At 67.8% G+C, this 13,031-nt stretch carries 15 protein-coding genes and 1 pseudogene; 4 read left to right on the top strand and 12 right to left on the bottom strand.

What is annotated here, in order from left to right; translation table 11 throughout:
* Positions 1-10: 10 nt before the first annotated feature.
* On the bottom strand, positions 11-1,513 hold the full coding sequence (locus JVH1_RS29635) for a CoA-acylating methylmalonate-semialdehyde dehydrogenase (RefSeq protein WP_005564060.1): 1,503 nt from the start codon (positions 1,511-1,513) through the stop codon (positions 11-13).
* A 292-nt stretch (positions 1,514-1,805) separates the two neighbouring features.
* Between JVH1_RS29635 and JVH1_RS29630 the strand changes: the two genes are divergently transcribed.
* The gene (locus tag JVH1_RS29630; RefSeq protein WP_237726852.1) at positions 1,806-1,916 is read left to right on the top strand and encodes a nucleotidyltransferase family protein; all 111 of its coding nucleotides are present in this window, start codon (positions 1,806-1,808) and stop codon (positions 1,914-1,916) included.
* Positions 1,917-1,920: 4 nt separating this feature from the next.
* Here JVH1_RS29630 and JVH1_RS29625 read toward each other — a convergent pair whose 3' ends face one another.
* Positions 1,921-2,412, bottom strand: a complete 492-nt coding sequence (locus JVH1_RS29625; RefSeq protein ID WP_005252867.1) for a pyridoxamine 5'-phosphate oxidase family protein — start codon at positions 2,410-2,412, stop codon at positions 1,921-1,923.
* Between the two features lie 35 nt (positions 2,413-2,447).
* A pseudogene (locus JVH1_RS29620) lies at positions 2,448-3,763 on the bottom strand (HNH endonuclease).
* 158 nt (positions 3,764-3,921) lie between these two features.
* Here JVH1_RS29620 and JVH1_RS29615 point away from each other — a divergent pair.
* The gene (locus JVH1_RS29615; protein WP_157173956.1) at positions 3,922-4,239 is read left to right on the top strand and encodes a hypothetical protein; all 318 of its coding nucleotides are present in this window, start codon (positions 3,922-3,924) and stop codon (positions 4,237-4,239) included.
* A 57-nt stretch (positions 4,240-4,296) separates the two neighbouring features.
* Here the strand turns inward: JVH1_RS29615 and JVH1_RS29610 are convergent, their stop codons facing one another.
* From JVH1_RS29610 to JVH1_RS29585, 6 genes are read right to left on the bottom strand one after another with little or no spacing between them, the layout of a single operon-like run.
* A complete protein-coding gene (locus tag JVH1_RS29610; RefSeq protein ID WP_009474233.1) occupies positions 4,297-5,010 on the bottom strand; it encodes a copper homeostasis protein CutC in 714 nt (237 codons plus the stop codon).
* Positions 5,011-5,790: a glucosamine-6-phosphate deaminase gene (gene nagB, locus JVH1_RS29605; RefSeq protein ID WP_009474234.1), complete on the bottom strand. Its 780-nt coding sequence runs from the start codon at positions 5,788-5,790 to the stop codon at positions 5,011-5,013. It lies immediately after the preceding gene.
* Complete coding sequence (locus JVH1_RS29600; protein ID WP_009474235.1) at positions 5,778-6,962, bottom strand: N-acetylglucosamine-6-phosphate deacetylase; 1,185 nt, start codon at positions 6,960-6,962, stop codon at positions 5,778-5,780. Before JVH1_RS29600 ends, nagB begins: the two co-directional genes overlap by 13 nt.
* Positions 6,959-8,638, bottom strand: a complete 1,680-nt coding sequence (gene ptsP / locus JVH1_RS29595) for a phosphoenolpyruvate--protein phosphotransferase (protein WP_043778544.1) — start codon at positions 8,636-8,638, stop codon at positions 6,959-6,961. Before ptsP ends, JVH1_RS29600 begins: the two co-directional genes overlap by 4 nt.
* Positions 8,638-8,907, bottom strand: a complete 270-nt coding sequence (locus JVH1_RS29590) for an HPr family phosphocarrier protein (protein ID WP_037197193.1) — start codon at positions 8,905-8,907, stop codon at positions 8,638-8,640. Before JVH1_RS29590 ends, ptsP begins: the two co-directional genes overlap by 1 nt.
* Before the next feature lie 2 nt (positions 8,908-8,909).
* On the bottom strand, positions 8,910-10,151 hold the full coding sequence (locus JVH1_RS29585; RefSeq protein WP_050787260.1) for a PTS transporter subunit EIIC: 1,242 nt from the start codon (positions 10,149-10,151) through the stop codon (positions 8,910-8,912).
* A gap of 248 nt (positions 10,152-10,399) precedes the next feature.
* Here JVH1_RS29585 and JVH1_RS29580 point away from each other — a divergent pair, with 248 nt between their 5' ends.
* Entirely contained in the window at positions 10,400-10,630 is a 231-nt protein-coding gene (locus JVH1_RS29580; RefSeq protein ID WP_005563039.1) for a glucose PTS transporter subunit EIIB, read from the top strand.
* The gene (locus JVH1_RS29575) at positions 10,627-11,091 is read left to right on the top strand and encodes a PTS glucose transporter subunit IIA (protein ID WP_011594521.1); all 465 of its coding nucleotides are present in this window, start codon (positions 10,627-10,629) and stop codon (positions 11,089-11,091) included. The genes JVH1_RS29580 and JVH1_RS29575 overlap by 4 nt, the downstream gene beginning before the upstream one ends.
* A gap of 96 nt (positions 11,092-11,187) precedes the next feature.
* Here JVH1_RS29575 and JVH1_RS29570 read toward each other — a convergent pair whose 3' ends face one another.
* From JVH1_RS29570 to JVH1_RS29560, 3 genes are all read right to left on the bottom strand, one after another.
* Positions 11,188-11,931: a GntR family transcriptional regulator gene (locus JVH1_RS29570; protein WP_005265200.1), complete on the bottom strand. Its 744-nt coding sequence runs from the start codon at positions 11,929-11,931 to the stop codon at positions 11,188-11,190.
* Between the two features lie 113 nt (positions 11,932-12,044).
* The gene (locus tag JVH1_RS29565) at positions 12,045-12,524 is read right to left on the bottom strand and encodes a DUF1990 family protein (protein ID WP_009474239.1); all 480 of its coding nucleotides are present in this window, start codon (positions 12,522-12,524) and stop codon (positions 12,045-12,047) included.
* A 69-nt stretch (positions 12,525-12,593) separates the two neighbouring features.
* Entirely contained in the window at positions 12,594-13,025 is a 432-nt protein-coding gene (locus JVH1_RS29560; protein WP_011594522.1) for a YkvA family protein, read from the bottom strand.
* Between the last annotated feature and the right edge of the window lie 6 nt (positions 13,026-13,031).

The raw sequence follows: 13,031 nt of genomic DNA, 5'->3' as shown, positions 1-13,031 counted from the left end.
GGAGGTCCGTTCAGTTCATGGTGGGGATGACGAAGTGGTTGGTCTCTTCCTTCTTGCCTGAGGGCCAACGCTGCGTCACGGTCTTGGTCTTGGTGTAGAAGCGGAAGGAGTCGGGACCGTGCTGGTTCAGGTCGCCGAAGCCGGAGCGCTTCCAGCCGCCGAACGTGTGGTACGCGATCGGCACGGGGATCGGGACGTTGACGCCGACCATGCCGACGTTCACGCGGTTGGTGAAGTCGCGGGCGGTGTCGCCGTCGCGGGTGAAGATCGCGACGCCGTTGCCGTACTCGTGCTCGGTGGGCAGGCGGAGTGCTTCCTCGTAGTCCGCGGCGCGGGCGACGAGCAGGACGGGTCCGAAGATCTCTTCCTTGTAGACGCGCATGTCGGTGGTGACCTTGTCGAACAGGGTCGCGCCGGCGAAGAAGCCGTTCTCGTGGCCCTCGAGGGTGAAGCCGCGGCCGTCGATCACGGCCTCCGCGCCCTCGTCGATGCCGATCTGGATGTAGTTGTTCACCCGCTCGAGGGCGTCCTTGCTGACGAGCGGACCGAAGTCGGCGGACTCGTCGTCGCTGCGGCCGATCGTGAGCTTGCCGACCCGTTCGGTCAGCTTGGCGACCAGCGCATCCGCCGTCTCCTCGCCCACCGGGACCGCGACGGAAATCGCCATGCAGCGCTCACCCGCGGAGCCGTAACCTGCGCCGATGAGGGCGTCGGCCACCTCGTCGAGGTCGGCGTCGGGCATGATGATCGCGTGGTTCTTCGCGCCACCGAAGCACTGCGCACGCTTGCCGTGGGCCGCAGCGGTCTCGTAGATGTACTGCGCGATCGGCGTGGAACCGACGAAGCCGACAGCCTTGACGCGGTCGTCGGTGAGCAGGACGTCCACCACTTCCTTGTCACCGTTGACCACGTTGAACACGCCTGCGGGCAGACCGGCCTCGAGGAACAGCTCGGCCAGACGCAGCGGCACCGACGGGTCGCGCTCGGACGGCTTGAGGATGAACGCGTTACCGGCGGCCAGCGCGGGACCGGCCTTCCACAGCGGGATCATGGCCGGGAAGTTGAAGGGCGTGATGCCCGCGACGACGCCGAGCGGCTGACGCATCGAGTACACGTCGATGCCGGTTCCGGCGGATTCCGTGTACTCACCCTTGAGCAGGTGCGGGGCGCCGAGGGCGAACTCGATGACCTCGAGGCCGCGCTGGATGTCGCCCTTCGCGTCGGGGATCGTCTTGCCGTGCTCGGACGACAGGAGGCGCGCCAGCGAATCCATCTCCTCCTGCACGAGCTGGAGGAACTTCATCAGGACGCGGGCCCGCTTCTGCGGGTTGAACAGCGCCCATTCCCGCTGAGCATCCACCGCGTTCGCGATGATCGCCTCGGTCTCGGCCTTGTCGGCGAGAGGCACGCGCGCCTGGACCTCACCGGTGTTGGGGTCGTAGACGTCGCCGAACTTGTTGGAGGCACCGGGGACGCGCTTGCCGCCGACGAAGTGGGATAGCTCTTGAACCATTGTGCGAACCCGTTTCTTGCTCGATGATGAAGGAGTTCCGAATATGTAGCCCATCCTATAGTTGGATGTCCATGTATGTCCAGGCCATACGATCGGATCATGCAGAGCCGCCCTCCCGAGGAGCGGAACTTCGTCCGCATCCTTCGGACCAACCCGTGCATTACCACCATCCTGGACCGCGCACCCCAACTCGGCCTCTCGGAGTGGTACCTGACCGCAGGCGCCGTGTTCCAGAACGACCTCGACGTGCGCGTCGAGGTCAGAAACGAACGGATTCACCGACCTCTTCGACATGATCCTGCGCCCGAACCCCGTCCTCGCCGCGCGGGAGGTGTACGAATCCAAAGCCGCCCGGTGGCAGAAGGAATGGCCCCGTTTGACGGTGGTGCCGTGGCCGGAGTGAGCAGTCAGTGCTTCCGCACGACGTGTTCGGGCTCTCCCGGTTTCCAGATGGTGATGTCCATGTGGCCGTCGCCGACCTCCACTGCCGAGCCCCCGGTCAGGTCGGCTCGGTAGCAGTGATCGAATTCCTGCCCCCGGATGTCGAACCCGGTCTCGTCGAACAGCGCCTGTGCGAAACGCTGATGCAGGGCCTTGTCCTGGACGTCGTCGACGACCCCCCACAGTTTTGCGTCACCCTCCTTCACCTCGGTATCAACGGTCGCGGTATGCAGGCAGAAGCGCGGATCGCGAGCCAGATCCCGGAACTTCGTCGTGTTCGGCATTCCGGCGATCCACAACTGATTCTCGAAGAACCTCGGCTCGACCGGGCTGATCCGCGGGAATCCGTCGGAGCGAAGGGTGCCGAGCATGCACAGGTTTCCGGTCGCCGCGTGCCGGCGGGAGAAGATAGCGGCAATCCGCGGAGCAGCTTCGGCGAACTCATTCCAGCTGGCCATGCCACGACCCTACGACGAATCCCGTGGCCGCCGGGTCAAGACGCACGCAATTGTGCGATGAGCACCGCCTCGACCTCCGACTGCCGCGCTGCGGCCGGGAGCGGCGGGGCCGCCGACCGGTAGTGGTGCCCGGTCGGGGTGCCCAGGTCGAGGAGATGGGTGCGGCCAGGGCGGTGTATCGGGCGGGCCGTCCACCCCGGAGCCTCCTTCGCATAATTGCACGCCTCACACAGCCCGGACCCGTTGTGCACGCTGGTCGCCCCGTGCTTTCGGCGTGACCGGATGTGGTCGTGGTGCCGGATCGGCGCGTCACACCACGGGGTGCGGCACGTCCGATCCCTCAGGTCGATCAGCTTTCGCAGGCCCTTCGGGAACGTGCGCGACTGCGACTCCATCGCCGTCAACGCCCCTGACTGCGGGCACGAATACACCCGCCGCAACGACGTCTCCGCGTCGGCATCGACAGAATCGGCCACCAACTGCCGCACGATTGCCGCCGGCACCGGCCCGAACCCCTGCAACTGCGCCGCCTCGCACCCGCCCGCCAGCAGGGTCTCGTCCGAGAGCACCAGATTCACCGCCACCGGAACCCTCGACGCCACCGCCTGCCCGGTGCCGCGGTCGAACAACAGATCCACCATCAGCTGATTGCGGGTGCGGCCACCGCTGTTCCCGCTCGCAATGAGACTGTCCGCGTCCCGACCCAGCGTGGCCTGCAAACACACCGCCTGTTCGACCGGCATCAGCACGCTCAGATAGGCCATCGAGTCCGGCGCCGGCCGTGTCGTCACCCGACGCTCCGACACCGCTTTGCGATGCCGGGCCACGACCCCCGCGGCATCGAGTTCCACCGCCAATGCTTTCGCCCGTGCGATCAGACCGCGGTCGCCGGCGCCGTCGAGAGTGGCCGGGTCCGAGCACAACCTACGGTCCACGATCGCCCGATCGGCCGCGGACAGGCAGGCTGTTTCGCGCACCAGCAGGGTGGCACGCCATTCGTTCAGCCGGCCGGTCTGCAACATCGCCAGGGTGTGCGGCATCTCGTGCACCGACGCCTGCGCAAACCCCACATGCCGGCCGCCGCGGTTCGGGGATCCCTGCGCGCCAACGCAATCTGCGACGCGATGCCGCGGTCCCACTCCGCCCGCGGCAACCCGGCAGCCTTGCGGTCCGCGCGGATACTCGTCGCCACATCGTCGGTGATCACCTCCTGCGCCGCGCACCCGACGGACTTCAACGTCTCGATCGCGTCGAGCAGATCGATGCCCAATCCCGCATCACCACTCGCCGCCTCGGCACATTGCAACCGCGCCGTGAATGCGCGCAATTCCTCGAGAAGTAATGCCCCCACAACCAACCTCCCCCAAGGTTATTCGAATGTATGTTCGATTATAACAACAGCCCCTACCCCGTGGCAATAGTCCGCGTTGACTCTTCAGAGATGCCCCGCGTAGTCCATCCGTCGCCTCACCCGAGAATGCCGGCGCAGCGGTCACCTCTGCAGAGTTGTTGCTGCTCAATCAGATTTGGGTGCTGCAGTCGCAGCTGACAAACTCCTTCTACCTGCCGCAGAAACTGGTGTCGAAAGAACGTGACGGCGCGAAGGTGATCAAGAAGTACGAGATCGCCACCACTCCGCATCGGCGTGCAGACCAGCACGAGGCCGTCACCGGAGAGGACAAGCAATCCTCGCCGACAGATACTCCCGATCAACCCCACCGCCGTCCAACGTCAAATACAGGCATTGACCACCGAGCTCATCGCCCTCGCCACCGCCACCGCCACACCAACGAGAGAAGCCGCTGCCACGGGGGCATTTCTGGATGAGTCAACGAATCAGACTTCGCGGGCATCGTGACATGAGGCAACAGGGAGCCACCGAAGTCAGCGCCCCAGCGCCACCGCCGCTGCCTGGGCGAGGGTTTCGTCGACGGCGTCGTAACCGCCGGACCCACCGCCCGGTCCGCCGTTGTCGGCGACGGTGCGGCGGGCGGAGAGGTGCACGGCGTCGACCCCGGTGCCTGCGACGGCGGCGATGTCCTCGACGCGGATCCCGCCACCGGCCATCACTTGGATCCGCCCGTGCGCGTGAGCGACCATGCCGGACAGGGCTTCGAGACCGTCGATGCACCGCGGTGCTCCGCCCGAGGTGAGAACCCGGACGATGCCCGACCGCGCGAGCGTGTCGACTGCGGTCGCCCTGTCGGCGACGACATCCATCGCACGATGGAACGTCACCTCGACCGCGTACGGGTCGATGCCGTCGAGCAGGCGGCGCAGAGCGTCGCGGTCGACGGACATGTCGGGAGTGAGTGCGCCGAGCACGACCCCGGAGGCGCCTGCGTTCACCGCGGCCAGGATGTCGCGAGCCATGACCGCGATCTCGTCGGCGTCATAGACGAATCCGCCGGGCCGGCAACGGATCAGCGGGTGCACCGCGATCCCCTGGGCCGCAACCGCTTCGATCGTCCCGATGCTCGGCGTCAACCCGCCGGTCGCGCCGAGTGCGGTGCACAACTCGACGCGCACCGCGCCGGCACGTCGTGCGATCCGGGCGCCCGCGACGTCCTGGACCGCCAATTCGAGTACGGGTGTCATCTAGAACGACTGCCAGGAAGGCTTGTGTTCCAGCGCATACCGGTAATAGTCGGCGAGTTGCAGCTTGCTCGCTGCGGCTTCGTCGATCACGACGGTCACGTGCCGGTGCAGCTGCATCACCGATGCCGGGCAGAACGCGGATAGCGGACCTTCCGTGGCTGCGGCGATCGCCTCGGCCTTGCCCTTGCCGAACGCGATCATCACCAGGTGCCGGGCCTCGCTGATGGTGCCCAGCCCCTGAGTCAGGACGTGGTGCGGGACGTCGTCGACGCTGTCGAAGAACCGCGCGTTGTCGAGGCGGGTCTGCTCGGTGAGGGTCTTGACGCGGGTGCGTGAGGTCAGCGCGGAGCCCGGCTCGTTGAAGCCGATGTGGCCGTCCGTCCCGATGCCGAGAAGCTGCACGTCGACGCCGCCTGCCTCGGCGATGGCTGCGTCGTACCGCGCACCTTCCTCCGCGATGTCGGGCGATTCGCCGTTCGGGCCGAGCACGCGATCGGTGTCGAGGTTGACGTGGTCGACGAACTCCGAGCGAATCACCGAGAAGTACGACTGGTCATGGCTTTTCGGAAGTCCGACGTACTCGTCCAGCAGGAAGGCCCGAGCGTCCGAGAAGTCCAGTCCGGACTCACGGTGCCTGCGTGCGAGTTCCCGGTAACTCCCCAGCGGGGACGAGCCGGTCGCGAGGCCCAGCGTCGTCGGACCGCGTCGTACGTATCCCTCGACGATGTCCGCGACGGTCGAGCTGACCTCCGACGGTGTCTGCCGGATTACGATTTCCATGCGAGTCCTTCCGTTTCGGCGGGCATTCCGCCGACGAACACGCCGCGGGGGCGCAGTTGGTGATCGGTCACGACGATATCGGCGCGGCGGCCCGGGGCGAGGGTGCCGCGGTCGGACTCCAGGCCGAGCAGCCGGGCCGGAGTCCTGGTGGCGGAAGCGACGGCGTCGACGAGTCCGATGCCGCTGTCGACGACGGCGGTGCGCACCACGTCCAGCAGCCGTGCGGTGCCGCCCGCGATGGCCCCCTCGGACCCGTCGGCGGTCGCGAGCCGGGCCACACCGTGCGAGACGCGCACGTCCAGGGGCCCGAGCTGGTAGTCGCCGTCCGTGACACCGGCGGCGGCCATGGCATCACTGACGAGGACGATCTGGTCGGGCCCGACGGTGTCGAACACCATGGACACGGTCTCGGCCGCGAGATGCACTCCGTCCGCGATCAGTTCGACGACGATGTCGCCGCGGCCGGCTGCTGCGAGGAACGCGGCCACCGGTCCCGGCGCGCGGTGATGCAGCGGCGGCATCGCGTTGAACAGGTGGGTGGCGGTCAGTGGGCCGCCGGCGGCGTCGGCGATCCTCGCGGACGTGGTCGCCGCGTCGGTGTCGGTGTGTCCGAGGCTGGGTAGCACGTCACGCCGGCGCATCGCGGCGAGAAGTTCGCCGAAGTGCGCAGTCTCCGGCGCGAGCGTCATCGACCGGACGGTGTCACGCGCGGCGTCGCAGATCCTTTCGAAGAGACCGGGATCGCCGGGGATCACGGACGCGGGATCCTGCGCGCCGCACCGGGCACCGGAGATGAACGGACCCTCCAGGTGGATCCCGAGGAGCTCACCGCGTTCCACCAGATCGGCGAGAATCCCGGCCTGCCGGAGCAGGTCCTGCTCCCCTGCCGAGACGAGACTGCCGAGCAGTCCGGTGGTGCCGTGCTCGCGGTGATGGTCCGCGGCCTGCCTCGCCCCGTCGGCGTCGGTGTTGGGAAACCCCGCACCGGCACCGCCGTGGCAGTGCAGGTCGATCAGACCGGGCAGCAGTATCGAGGAACTCGGTTCCGGCAGCGGCACCTGTCCGCGGTACTGCGCCGCGGACCCGACCCAGGAGATTCGGTCGCCGTCGGTGGTCACCACACCGTCGGCGATGACGCCGTCCTCCACGACGACCTTGCCCCGCAGGATCATCGACGCGCCCCGGACGCGAGAGCGGCGACCGCCGATCGTGCGGCCTGCGGGGACCGTGCGCGCCGTGCGGCGGCCGCCATCTCCCGGCACAGGCCGAGGTCGGTGTCGGCCAGACTGGCACGCACGGCACCCAGCGACGGGGCCACCATCGACAGGCTGGTGACGCCCAGCCCGACCAGCACCGGCGCCAGCGCGGGATCGGACGCGGCCTCCCCGCAGACGCCGACGGGTGTGCCTGCTTCCGCTCCTGCCGCGCCGACCAGGCCGATCAGGTCCAGGACCGCGGGCTGCCACGGGTCGAGCAGTGGGGCGAGACTGCCTGCCATCCGGTCCACGGCACACGTGTACTGACTCAGGTCGTTGGTCCCGATACTGACGAAATCGAGGTGCTCGAGCAGGTCACGCGCACGCAGTGCTGCCGAGGGGATTTCGATCATCGCCCCGACCCTGGCGATACCGCGGGAGCGGGCGAGCGCGGCGAAGCCCTCCGCCTCCTCCGCCGTCGCCACCATCGGCGCCATCACCCACAGGTCCGCGCCGGTGACGGCCGCCGCGGCGCCGAGCGCCTCCAACTGGGTGGCCAGAACGTCCGGGTAGACGGTGCCGACCCGCAGCCCCCGCACGCCGAGTGCCGGGTTCTCCTCCGCGCCGAGGTCGAGGAACGGCAGTGGTTTGTCGGAACCGCTGTCGAGTGTCCGGACCACCACCTTGCGTCCCGCGAACTGCTCCAGCACCGACGTGTAGGTGGCGATCTGTTCGTCGAGGGTGGGCGCGATCTGCCTGCCGAGGTACAGGAACTCGGTGCGGAACAGCCCGACCCCCTCCGAATCCGCGGTGGCGGCGCGGGTGGCGTCGTCGACGGTGCCGATGTTGACGAGCAGTCCGACATGTGCACCGTCCCGGGTGCGGCCGGGTCCACTCGTGGCCGCGACCCGCGCTCGCGCCTCCGCGAGCTGCTCGGCCACCTCTGCCTGCCGAGGGTCGCCGGGGTCGACGACGATCTCGCCGGTCGTCCCGTCGAGCACCACCGGCCTTCCCTCGACCAACACGTCGAGGTCGGCGCAGTTCACGATCGCCGGCAGGCCGAGCGATTTCGCCAGGATCGCAGTGTGACTCGTCGGCCCGCCCTCGGCGGTGAGCAGACCGACCACGTCGCTGCCGCCGAGCATCGCGGTGTCCGCGGGCGACAGGTCCCGGGCGACGAGAACGAACGGGTACCCGGGATCGGGGATGCCGGGCATCGGCACTCCCAGCAGCACCGCGACCGCGCGATGCCCGAGGTCACGCAGGTCTGCGACGCGCTCGGCCAGGTACCCACCGAGTGCCTCGAGTTTGGCGCAGTAACCGTCGAACGCGACGCTCACGGCGTGTGCCGTCGGCATGCCGGCGCGAAGGTTCTCCTCGGCGGCGGACACGATTCCCCGGTCCCGGGCCATGGCCGCCGACACGAGCAGGATTTCGGACGCGACGCCGTCCACCTGGGCGGCGCGGGCTTCGAGGTCGCCGGACACGGTCGCCAGGGCGTCCCGCACGCGGGCGGCCTCGGCCGTGATCGATTCGCCGACAGGGTCTTCGGCCGACGTCGCGACCGGTGTCCCGAACGCGAGCCAGGGTGCGCAGACCAGTCCCGGACTCACCCCGAGGCCGTGCACGAGAACTTCCGTAGCCGTCGACATCAGGCGGCGTCGAGGTCGGAGGCGAGCAGGTCTGCGAGGCGGTCGAGAGCCTCCTCGCTGCCCTCCCCTTCCGCGGTGATCGTCACCTCGGTACCGAATTCGGCGCCGAGGGTCATCACCGCGAGCATGCTGCCTGCGTCCACCGGCGCGGACTCGCCTACCGCGATCTGCACTGCCACCGGTACCGCCGCGGCGGCCTGGGTGAACTGCGCAGCGGGGCGGGCGTGCAGTCCGACCTTGGAACCGATGAGGACCGTTCGTGTAGCCATGCTCACTGACCTGCCTTTTCGGTGTCGGCGTTCGTTTCCGCGTCGTCCTCCCGACCGGGAGTGCGCAGGTTCCACTTCTTGATGACGAAGCTGAACAGGACGTAATAGATGACCGCATACCCGAGCCCGATGGGGATCAGCATCCACGCGTTGGTGGCCTTGCCGAAGTTGAGCACGTAGTCGAAGAAGCCTGCGGAGAACGTGAATCCGTCGTGAATGCCGAGCGCGTTGACGAGCGCCATCGACGTGCCGGTGAGGAACGCGTGGATCAGGTACAGCGGCCAGGCCACGAACATGAACGCGAATTCGAGGGGCTCGGTGATGCCGGTGAGGAACGCCGTCAGCGCGGTGGAGAGCATGATGCCACCCACGACCTTCTTCTGCGACGGCCGGGCGTTGCGCCAGATCGCCAGTGCGGCAGCGGGAAGGGCGAACATCATGATCGGGAAGAAGCCGGTCATGAAGATGCCTGCGCTCGGGTCGCCGGCGAAGAACCGGTTGAGGTCGCCGCGGACGAGCTCACCGCTCGCGTTCTGGTAGTCGCCGACGAGGAACCACACGGTGGAGTTCAGGATGTGGTGCAGTCCGGTCGGGATGAGCAGGCGGTTGGCCATGCCGTAGATGCCGCCACCGACGACGGAGTTCTCGGCGACGGACTCGCCCACCCACGTCAGTGCGGAGTTGAAGGCCGGGTACAGGAACGCCATCAGGACGCCGACGACGAGACCGGTGACGGCGGTGAGGATGGGAACGAGCCTGCGCCCGTTGAAGAATCCGAGGTAGTCGGGCAGTTTGGTGCGGTAGAACCGCTGCCACAGAATCGCGGACAGCAGACCCATCACGATGCCTGCGAGCACACCGTAGTTGATCAGCGCTTGGTCGCCGTTCGGATCGGTCTTGCCTTCGAGGACGACCGGCGACATGGCCTCGAACACGCCGTTGATGACCATGTATCCGACCACTGCGGCCAGGGCGGTGGAACCGTCGGCCTTCTTGGCCCATCCGATGGCGATGCCCACCGCGAAGATGAGGGGCAGCCAGGTGAACACTGCCTGGCCGGCTGCGGAGATGACGGACGCGGCGGTGTGCATCGAGTCGAATCGGCCGAGGAGGTCGTCCTGGCCGAGCCGCAGCAAGATGCCGGCCGCGGGAAGTACCGCGATCGGCAGCATCAGGCTGCGCCCGAGGCGCTGTAACCCGGCAAACACCGCTGATTCCTTTTTCGGGCTGTCTACGACAGTCATATCGGCCTTCTCTGTGCGCTTCGGTCGCCGAATCGGCGTCTGGTGAGTCCCGAACCCGGTGGCGGCGAGCGCGTCGTACGGCTTCGGGAAAACTATTGTGGACCAGCACCCCCAACGGGTACTGTCCGGTCATAACCAGTTGCTAGTTTGACCAGGTGAGCACAGGATGTCAACAGGCAAATGTGATCCAGCTAACCCATCCGGCACCATTCACCTGCGGCTCGAACACGAACTACGAGGGAGAACCGATGTCCAAAGCGGACGCAATCATCAGCGGCCTCGGCGGTGCCGACAACATCGTCGAGATCGAGGCCTGCATCACCCGCCTGCGCACCGAGGTCAAGGACGGGGCCAAGGTCGACGAGGCCGCACTCAAAGCCGCGGGCGCGCACGGCGTCTTGAAGGCGGGCAGCGTCGTCCAGGTCATCGTCGGCCCCGAGGCGGACACGCTGGCCGAGGACATCGAGGACATCCTGTGAGCCTGTCCGTGCAAGCTCCACTGCCCGGCCGCGTGCTCGCCCTGGCCGACGTCCCCGACCCCGTGTTCGCCGGACAGATGGTGGGTTCCGGAGTCGCGATCGATCCGCCGCGCGACCGCGGCGCCCTCGACGTGCTCGCGCCGATCTCGGGCAAGATCCTCAAACTGCACCCGCACGCGTTCGTCATCCTGGGCTCGGCCGGCGGCGGTGTGCTGGTGCACCTCGGAATCGACACCGTGAAGCTGAAGGGCGAAGGGTTCACCCTGCTGGCAGCGGAAGGCGACGACGTCGACGCGGGCGACCCCGTGGTGCGATTCGATCCGACCGAGATCGACGGCACCGGATACTCCGCCATCTGCCCGGTCGTCGTCATGGACTCCAAGTCGGATTCGGTGTCCACCGACACCATCGGATCCGACGTGGCCACCGGCGACGCCCTGTTCGACTGGACGGCGCCGTAGAAACTTCGACGTGGGGCGGGTCGGCACGGGCGTGATCGAGGCGCACTTCAGCAAATGCTGACGACGCGGAGGGAACACCGCGGTCGTATTCGTGGCTCAGACGCTGCGCTGAGCCCGCTCCCCCTGAACTTCCATCTGCAGTTGATAGCGATCGGACCGGTACCAGCTGCGGGTGTGCTCGACCGGTGTGGGACCACTGAAGGACACGCGGTCGAAGTACATCACCGGGGCGCCCTTCTTGATGCCGAGCAACGTCGCGATCTCCTGGCTCGCCCCGTCGGCGCTCACGGTCTGCTCCGCCCGGTCGATCGGCATGCCGTACTTGTCGGCGGTCGCCCGGTAGATCGAGCCGGTGAGGTCGAGGTCCAGCAGGCCGGGAAGCAGTGCCGCATTGAACCAGCCGTCGTCGACGCTGACCGGTTCGCCGTCCGCCAGCCGCAACCGTTTGACGTGATACGCACTGGTGTCCGGTGCGATGCGCAGCGCCTTCGCAGTGGCCTCCGGCGCCGCGTCCTCCTCGCTCTGTAGCACCACCGTCGTCGGCTTGTGCCCCTGTGCCCGCATCTCCTCCGTGAACGAGGCCAGGTGGAGTTTCGACTGCACCGGACGATGCGCCACGAACGTGCCCTTGCCACGCACCCGCACCAGGTGACCCTCGTTGACGAGCTGCCCGATCGCCTCACGAACCGTGATGCGACTGACGCCGTAGTCCTGCATCAGCTTTCGTTCACTCGTCATCAGGTCGCCGGGCTGAAGTTCCTTGGTGCACTTGTGCAGCAGGATGGCACGGAGTTGTTCGTGCTTCGGAATCACGCTGTCGCGTAGATGTACGGGCATCATTCCGGCGGCTCCAGCTCTGTCAGTGGTGGGACACATCGGATCAGGCAGTCGGACTGCAAAGGTCCCGTCCGGTCCGGTCCAACCACGAGAATACGTGATCCGGACGCTCCGGCCTACCGTGCGGCCTCGGCCAACGCCTCCAGATACTTGCGCGTCATCACCTTCTGCACGACCCGGCCGGCGGGTCCACCGAGCCGGGTGAACCACCGATCCGGTGTGGAGAACGCCGAGATGGTCGCGAGCACGGTGCCGTCCGGCCGCTGTTCGACGACGAATCGCTCCTCGCCGCGCTCGGGGTGGCCCGGCAGCGTCCCGTAGGCGAATCCCTTGCGGTGCGGTTCGTCGAGCACGTAGACGACACGGCACGAGAACGTCAGCCGAAGCGGACCGATGCCCCATCGCAGTTCGACCGACGTGCCGGGCGCGGCCGCCGGCGCGTCGGCCCGTACGTCGATCCCGGCGCCGCGGTGCATCCCCCAGGTGCACAGGCAGGTGGCGGCTGCGTCGAATGCGTCTGCCCCGTAACCGATCACCTTCCGCTCGGTCAGATGGTGATATCCCGCGGGGAAGGGGACGTCGCGGCTCGCACCCACCTCGGGGTACGTGAACGCGGGCAGGTCGTCTCGGGAGGTACTGATGGCGGGATCCTCTCGGTCCGGACGTCACGAGCAGGTGGAAAGGCACGTTACCCGGCGCACGGTCTCGAGCCCCTCAGGGGTACCCGGCCAGTGCCGCGCCACGACCTGCGGACCTGCGCGGCGCACCACCGAACGAAGCGTGAGGCCGATGACGATCACGTCGTCGGCGTACCCGATGACGGGGACGAAATCGGGTATCACGTCGATCGGAACCGCGAGGTAGGCCAGCAGCAGGACGAGCCGGACGCGCACGCCCCGGGGCAGGTCCGGATCGGCGGCGAGCCGGCGCAGGAGACGGAGCAGGTCCGGCAGCACCCGGATCGTCTCCCCGAGCCCGGTGCCGTCGGGTCTCGATCGCCACAGCACGAGCGCCAGTACCGCCCAGACGGCCAGCAGGCCCGCTGCCGCGGCGATCAGGACGGGCCATGCGACCGCCCACACCTGCACCGGATCCATACGGCC

The sequence above is a fragment of the Rhodococcus sp. JVH1 genome, from assembly GCF_000280725.2.
Lineage (GTDB): Bacteria > Actinomycetota > Actinomycetes > Mycobacteriales > Mycobacteriaceae > Rhodococcus_F > Rhodococcus_F jostii_A.
The sequence above is the reverse complement of the archived record's forward strand: the minus strand, read 5'-3'. Positions and strand labels throughout refer to the sequence as shown.

Bases quoted from the DNA above. Each gene is read 5' to 3' on its own strand.
- JVH1_RS29635 (WP_005564060.1), bottom strand. From the start codon at position 1,513: ATGGTTCAAGAGCTATCCCACTTCGTCGGCGGCAAGCGCGTCCCCGGT.
- JVH1_RS29630 (WP_237726852.1), top strand. From the start codon at position 1,806: ATGATCCTGCGCCCGAACCCCGTCCTCGCCGCGCGGGAGGTGTACGAA.
- JVH1_RS29625 (WP_005252867.1), bottom strand. From the start codon at position 2,412: ATGGCCAGCTGGAATGAGTTCGCCGAAGCTGCTCCGCGGATTGCCGCT.
- JVH1_RS29610 (WP_009474233.1), bottom strand. From the start codon at position 5,010: ATGACACCCGTACTCGAATTGGCGGTCCAGGACGTCGCGGGCGCCCGG.
- nagB (WP_009474234.1), bottom strand. From the start codon at position 5,790: ATGGAAATCGTAATCCGGCAGACACCGTCGGAGGTCAGCTCGACCGTC.
- JVH1_RS29600 (WP_009474235.1), bottom strand. From the start codon at position 6,962: ATGATCCTGCGGGGCAAGGTCGTCGTGGAGGACGGCGTCATCGCCGAC.
- ptsP (WP_043778544.1), bottom strand. From the start codon at position 8,638: ATGTCGACGGCTACGGAAGTTCTCGTGCACGGCCTCGGGGTGAGTCCG.
- JVH1_RS29590 (WP_037197193.1), bottom strand. From the start codon at position 8,907: ATGGCTACACGAACGGTCCTCATCGGTTCCAAGGTCGGACTGCACGCC.
- JVH1_RS29585 (WP_050787260.1), bottom strand. From the start codon at position 10,151: ATGACTGTCGTAGACAGCCCGAAAAAGGAATCAGCGGTGTTTGCCGGG.
- JVH1_RS29580 (WP_005563039.1), top strand. From the start codon at position 10,400: ATGTCCAAAGCGGACGCAATCATCAGCGGCCTCGGCGGTGCCGACAAC.
- JVH1_RS29570 (WP_005265200.1), bottom strand. From the start codon at position 11,931: ATGATGCCCGTACATCTACGCGACAGCGTGATTCCGAAGCACGAACAA.
- JVH1_RS29560 (WP_011594522.1), bottom strand. From the start codon at position 13,025: ATGGATCCGGTGCAGGTGTGGGCGGTCGCATGGCCCGTCCTGATCGCC.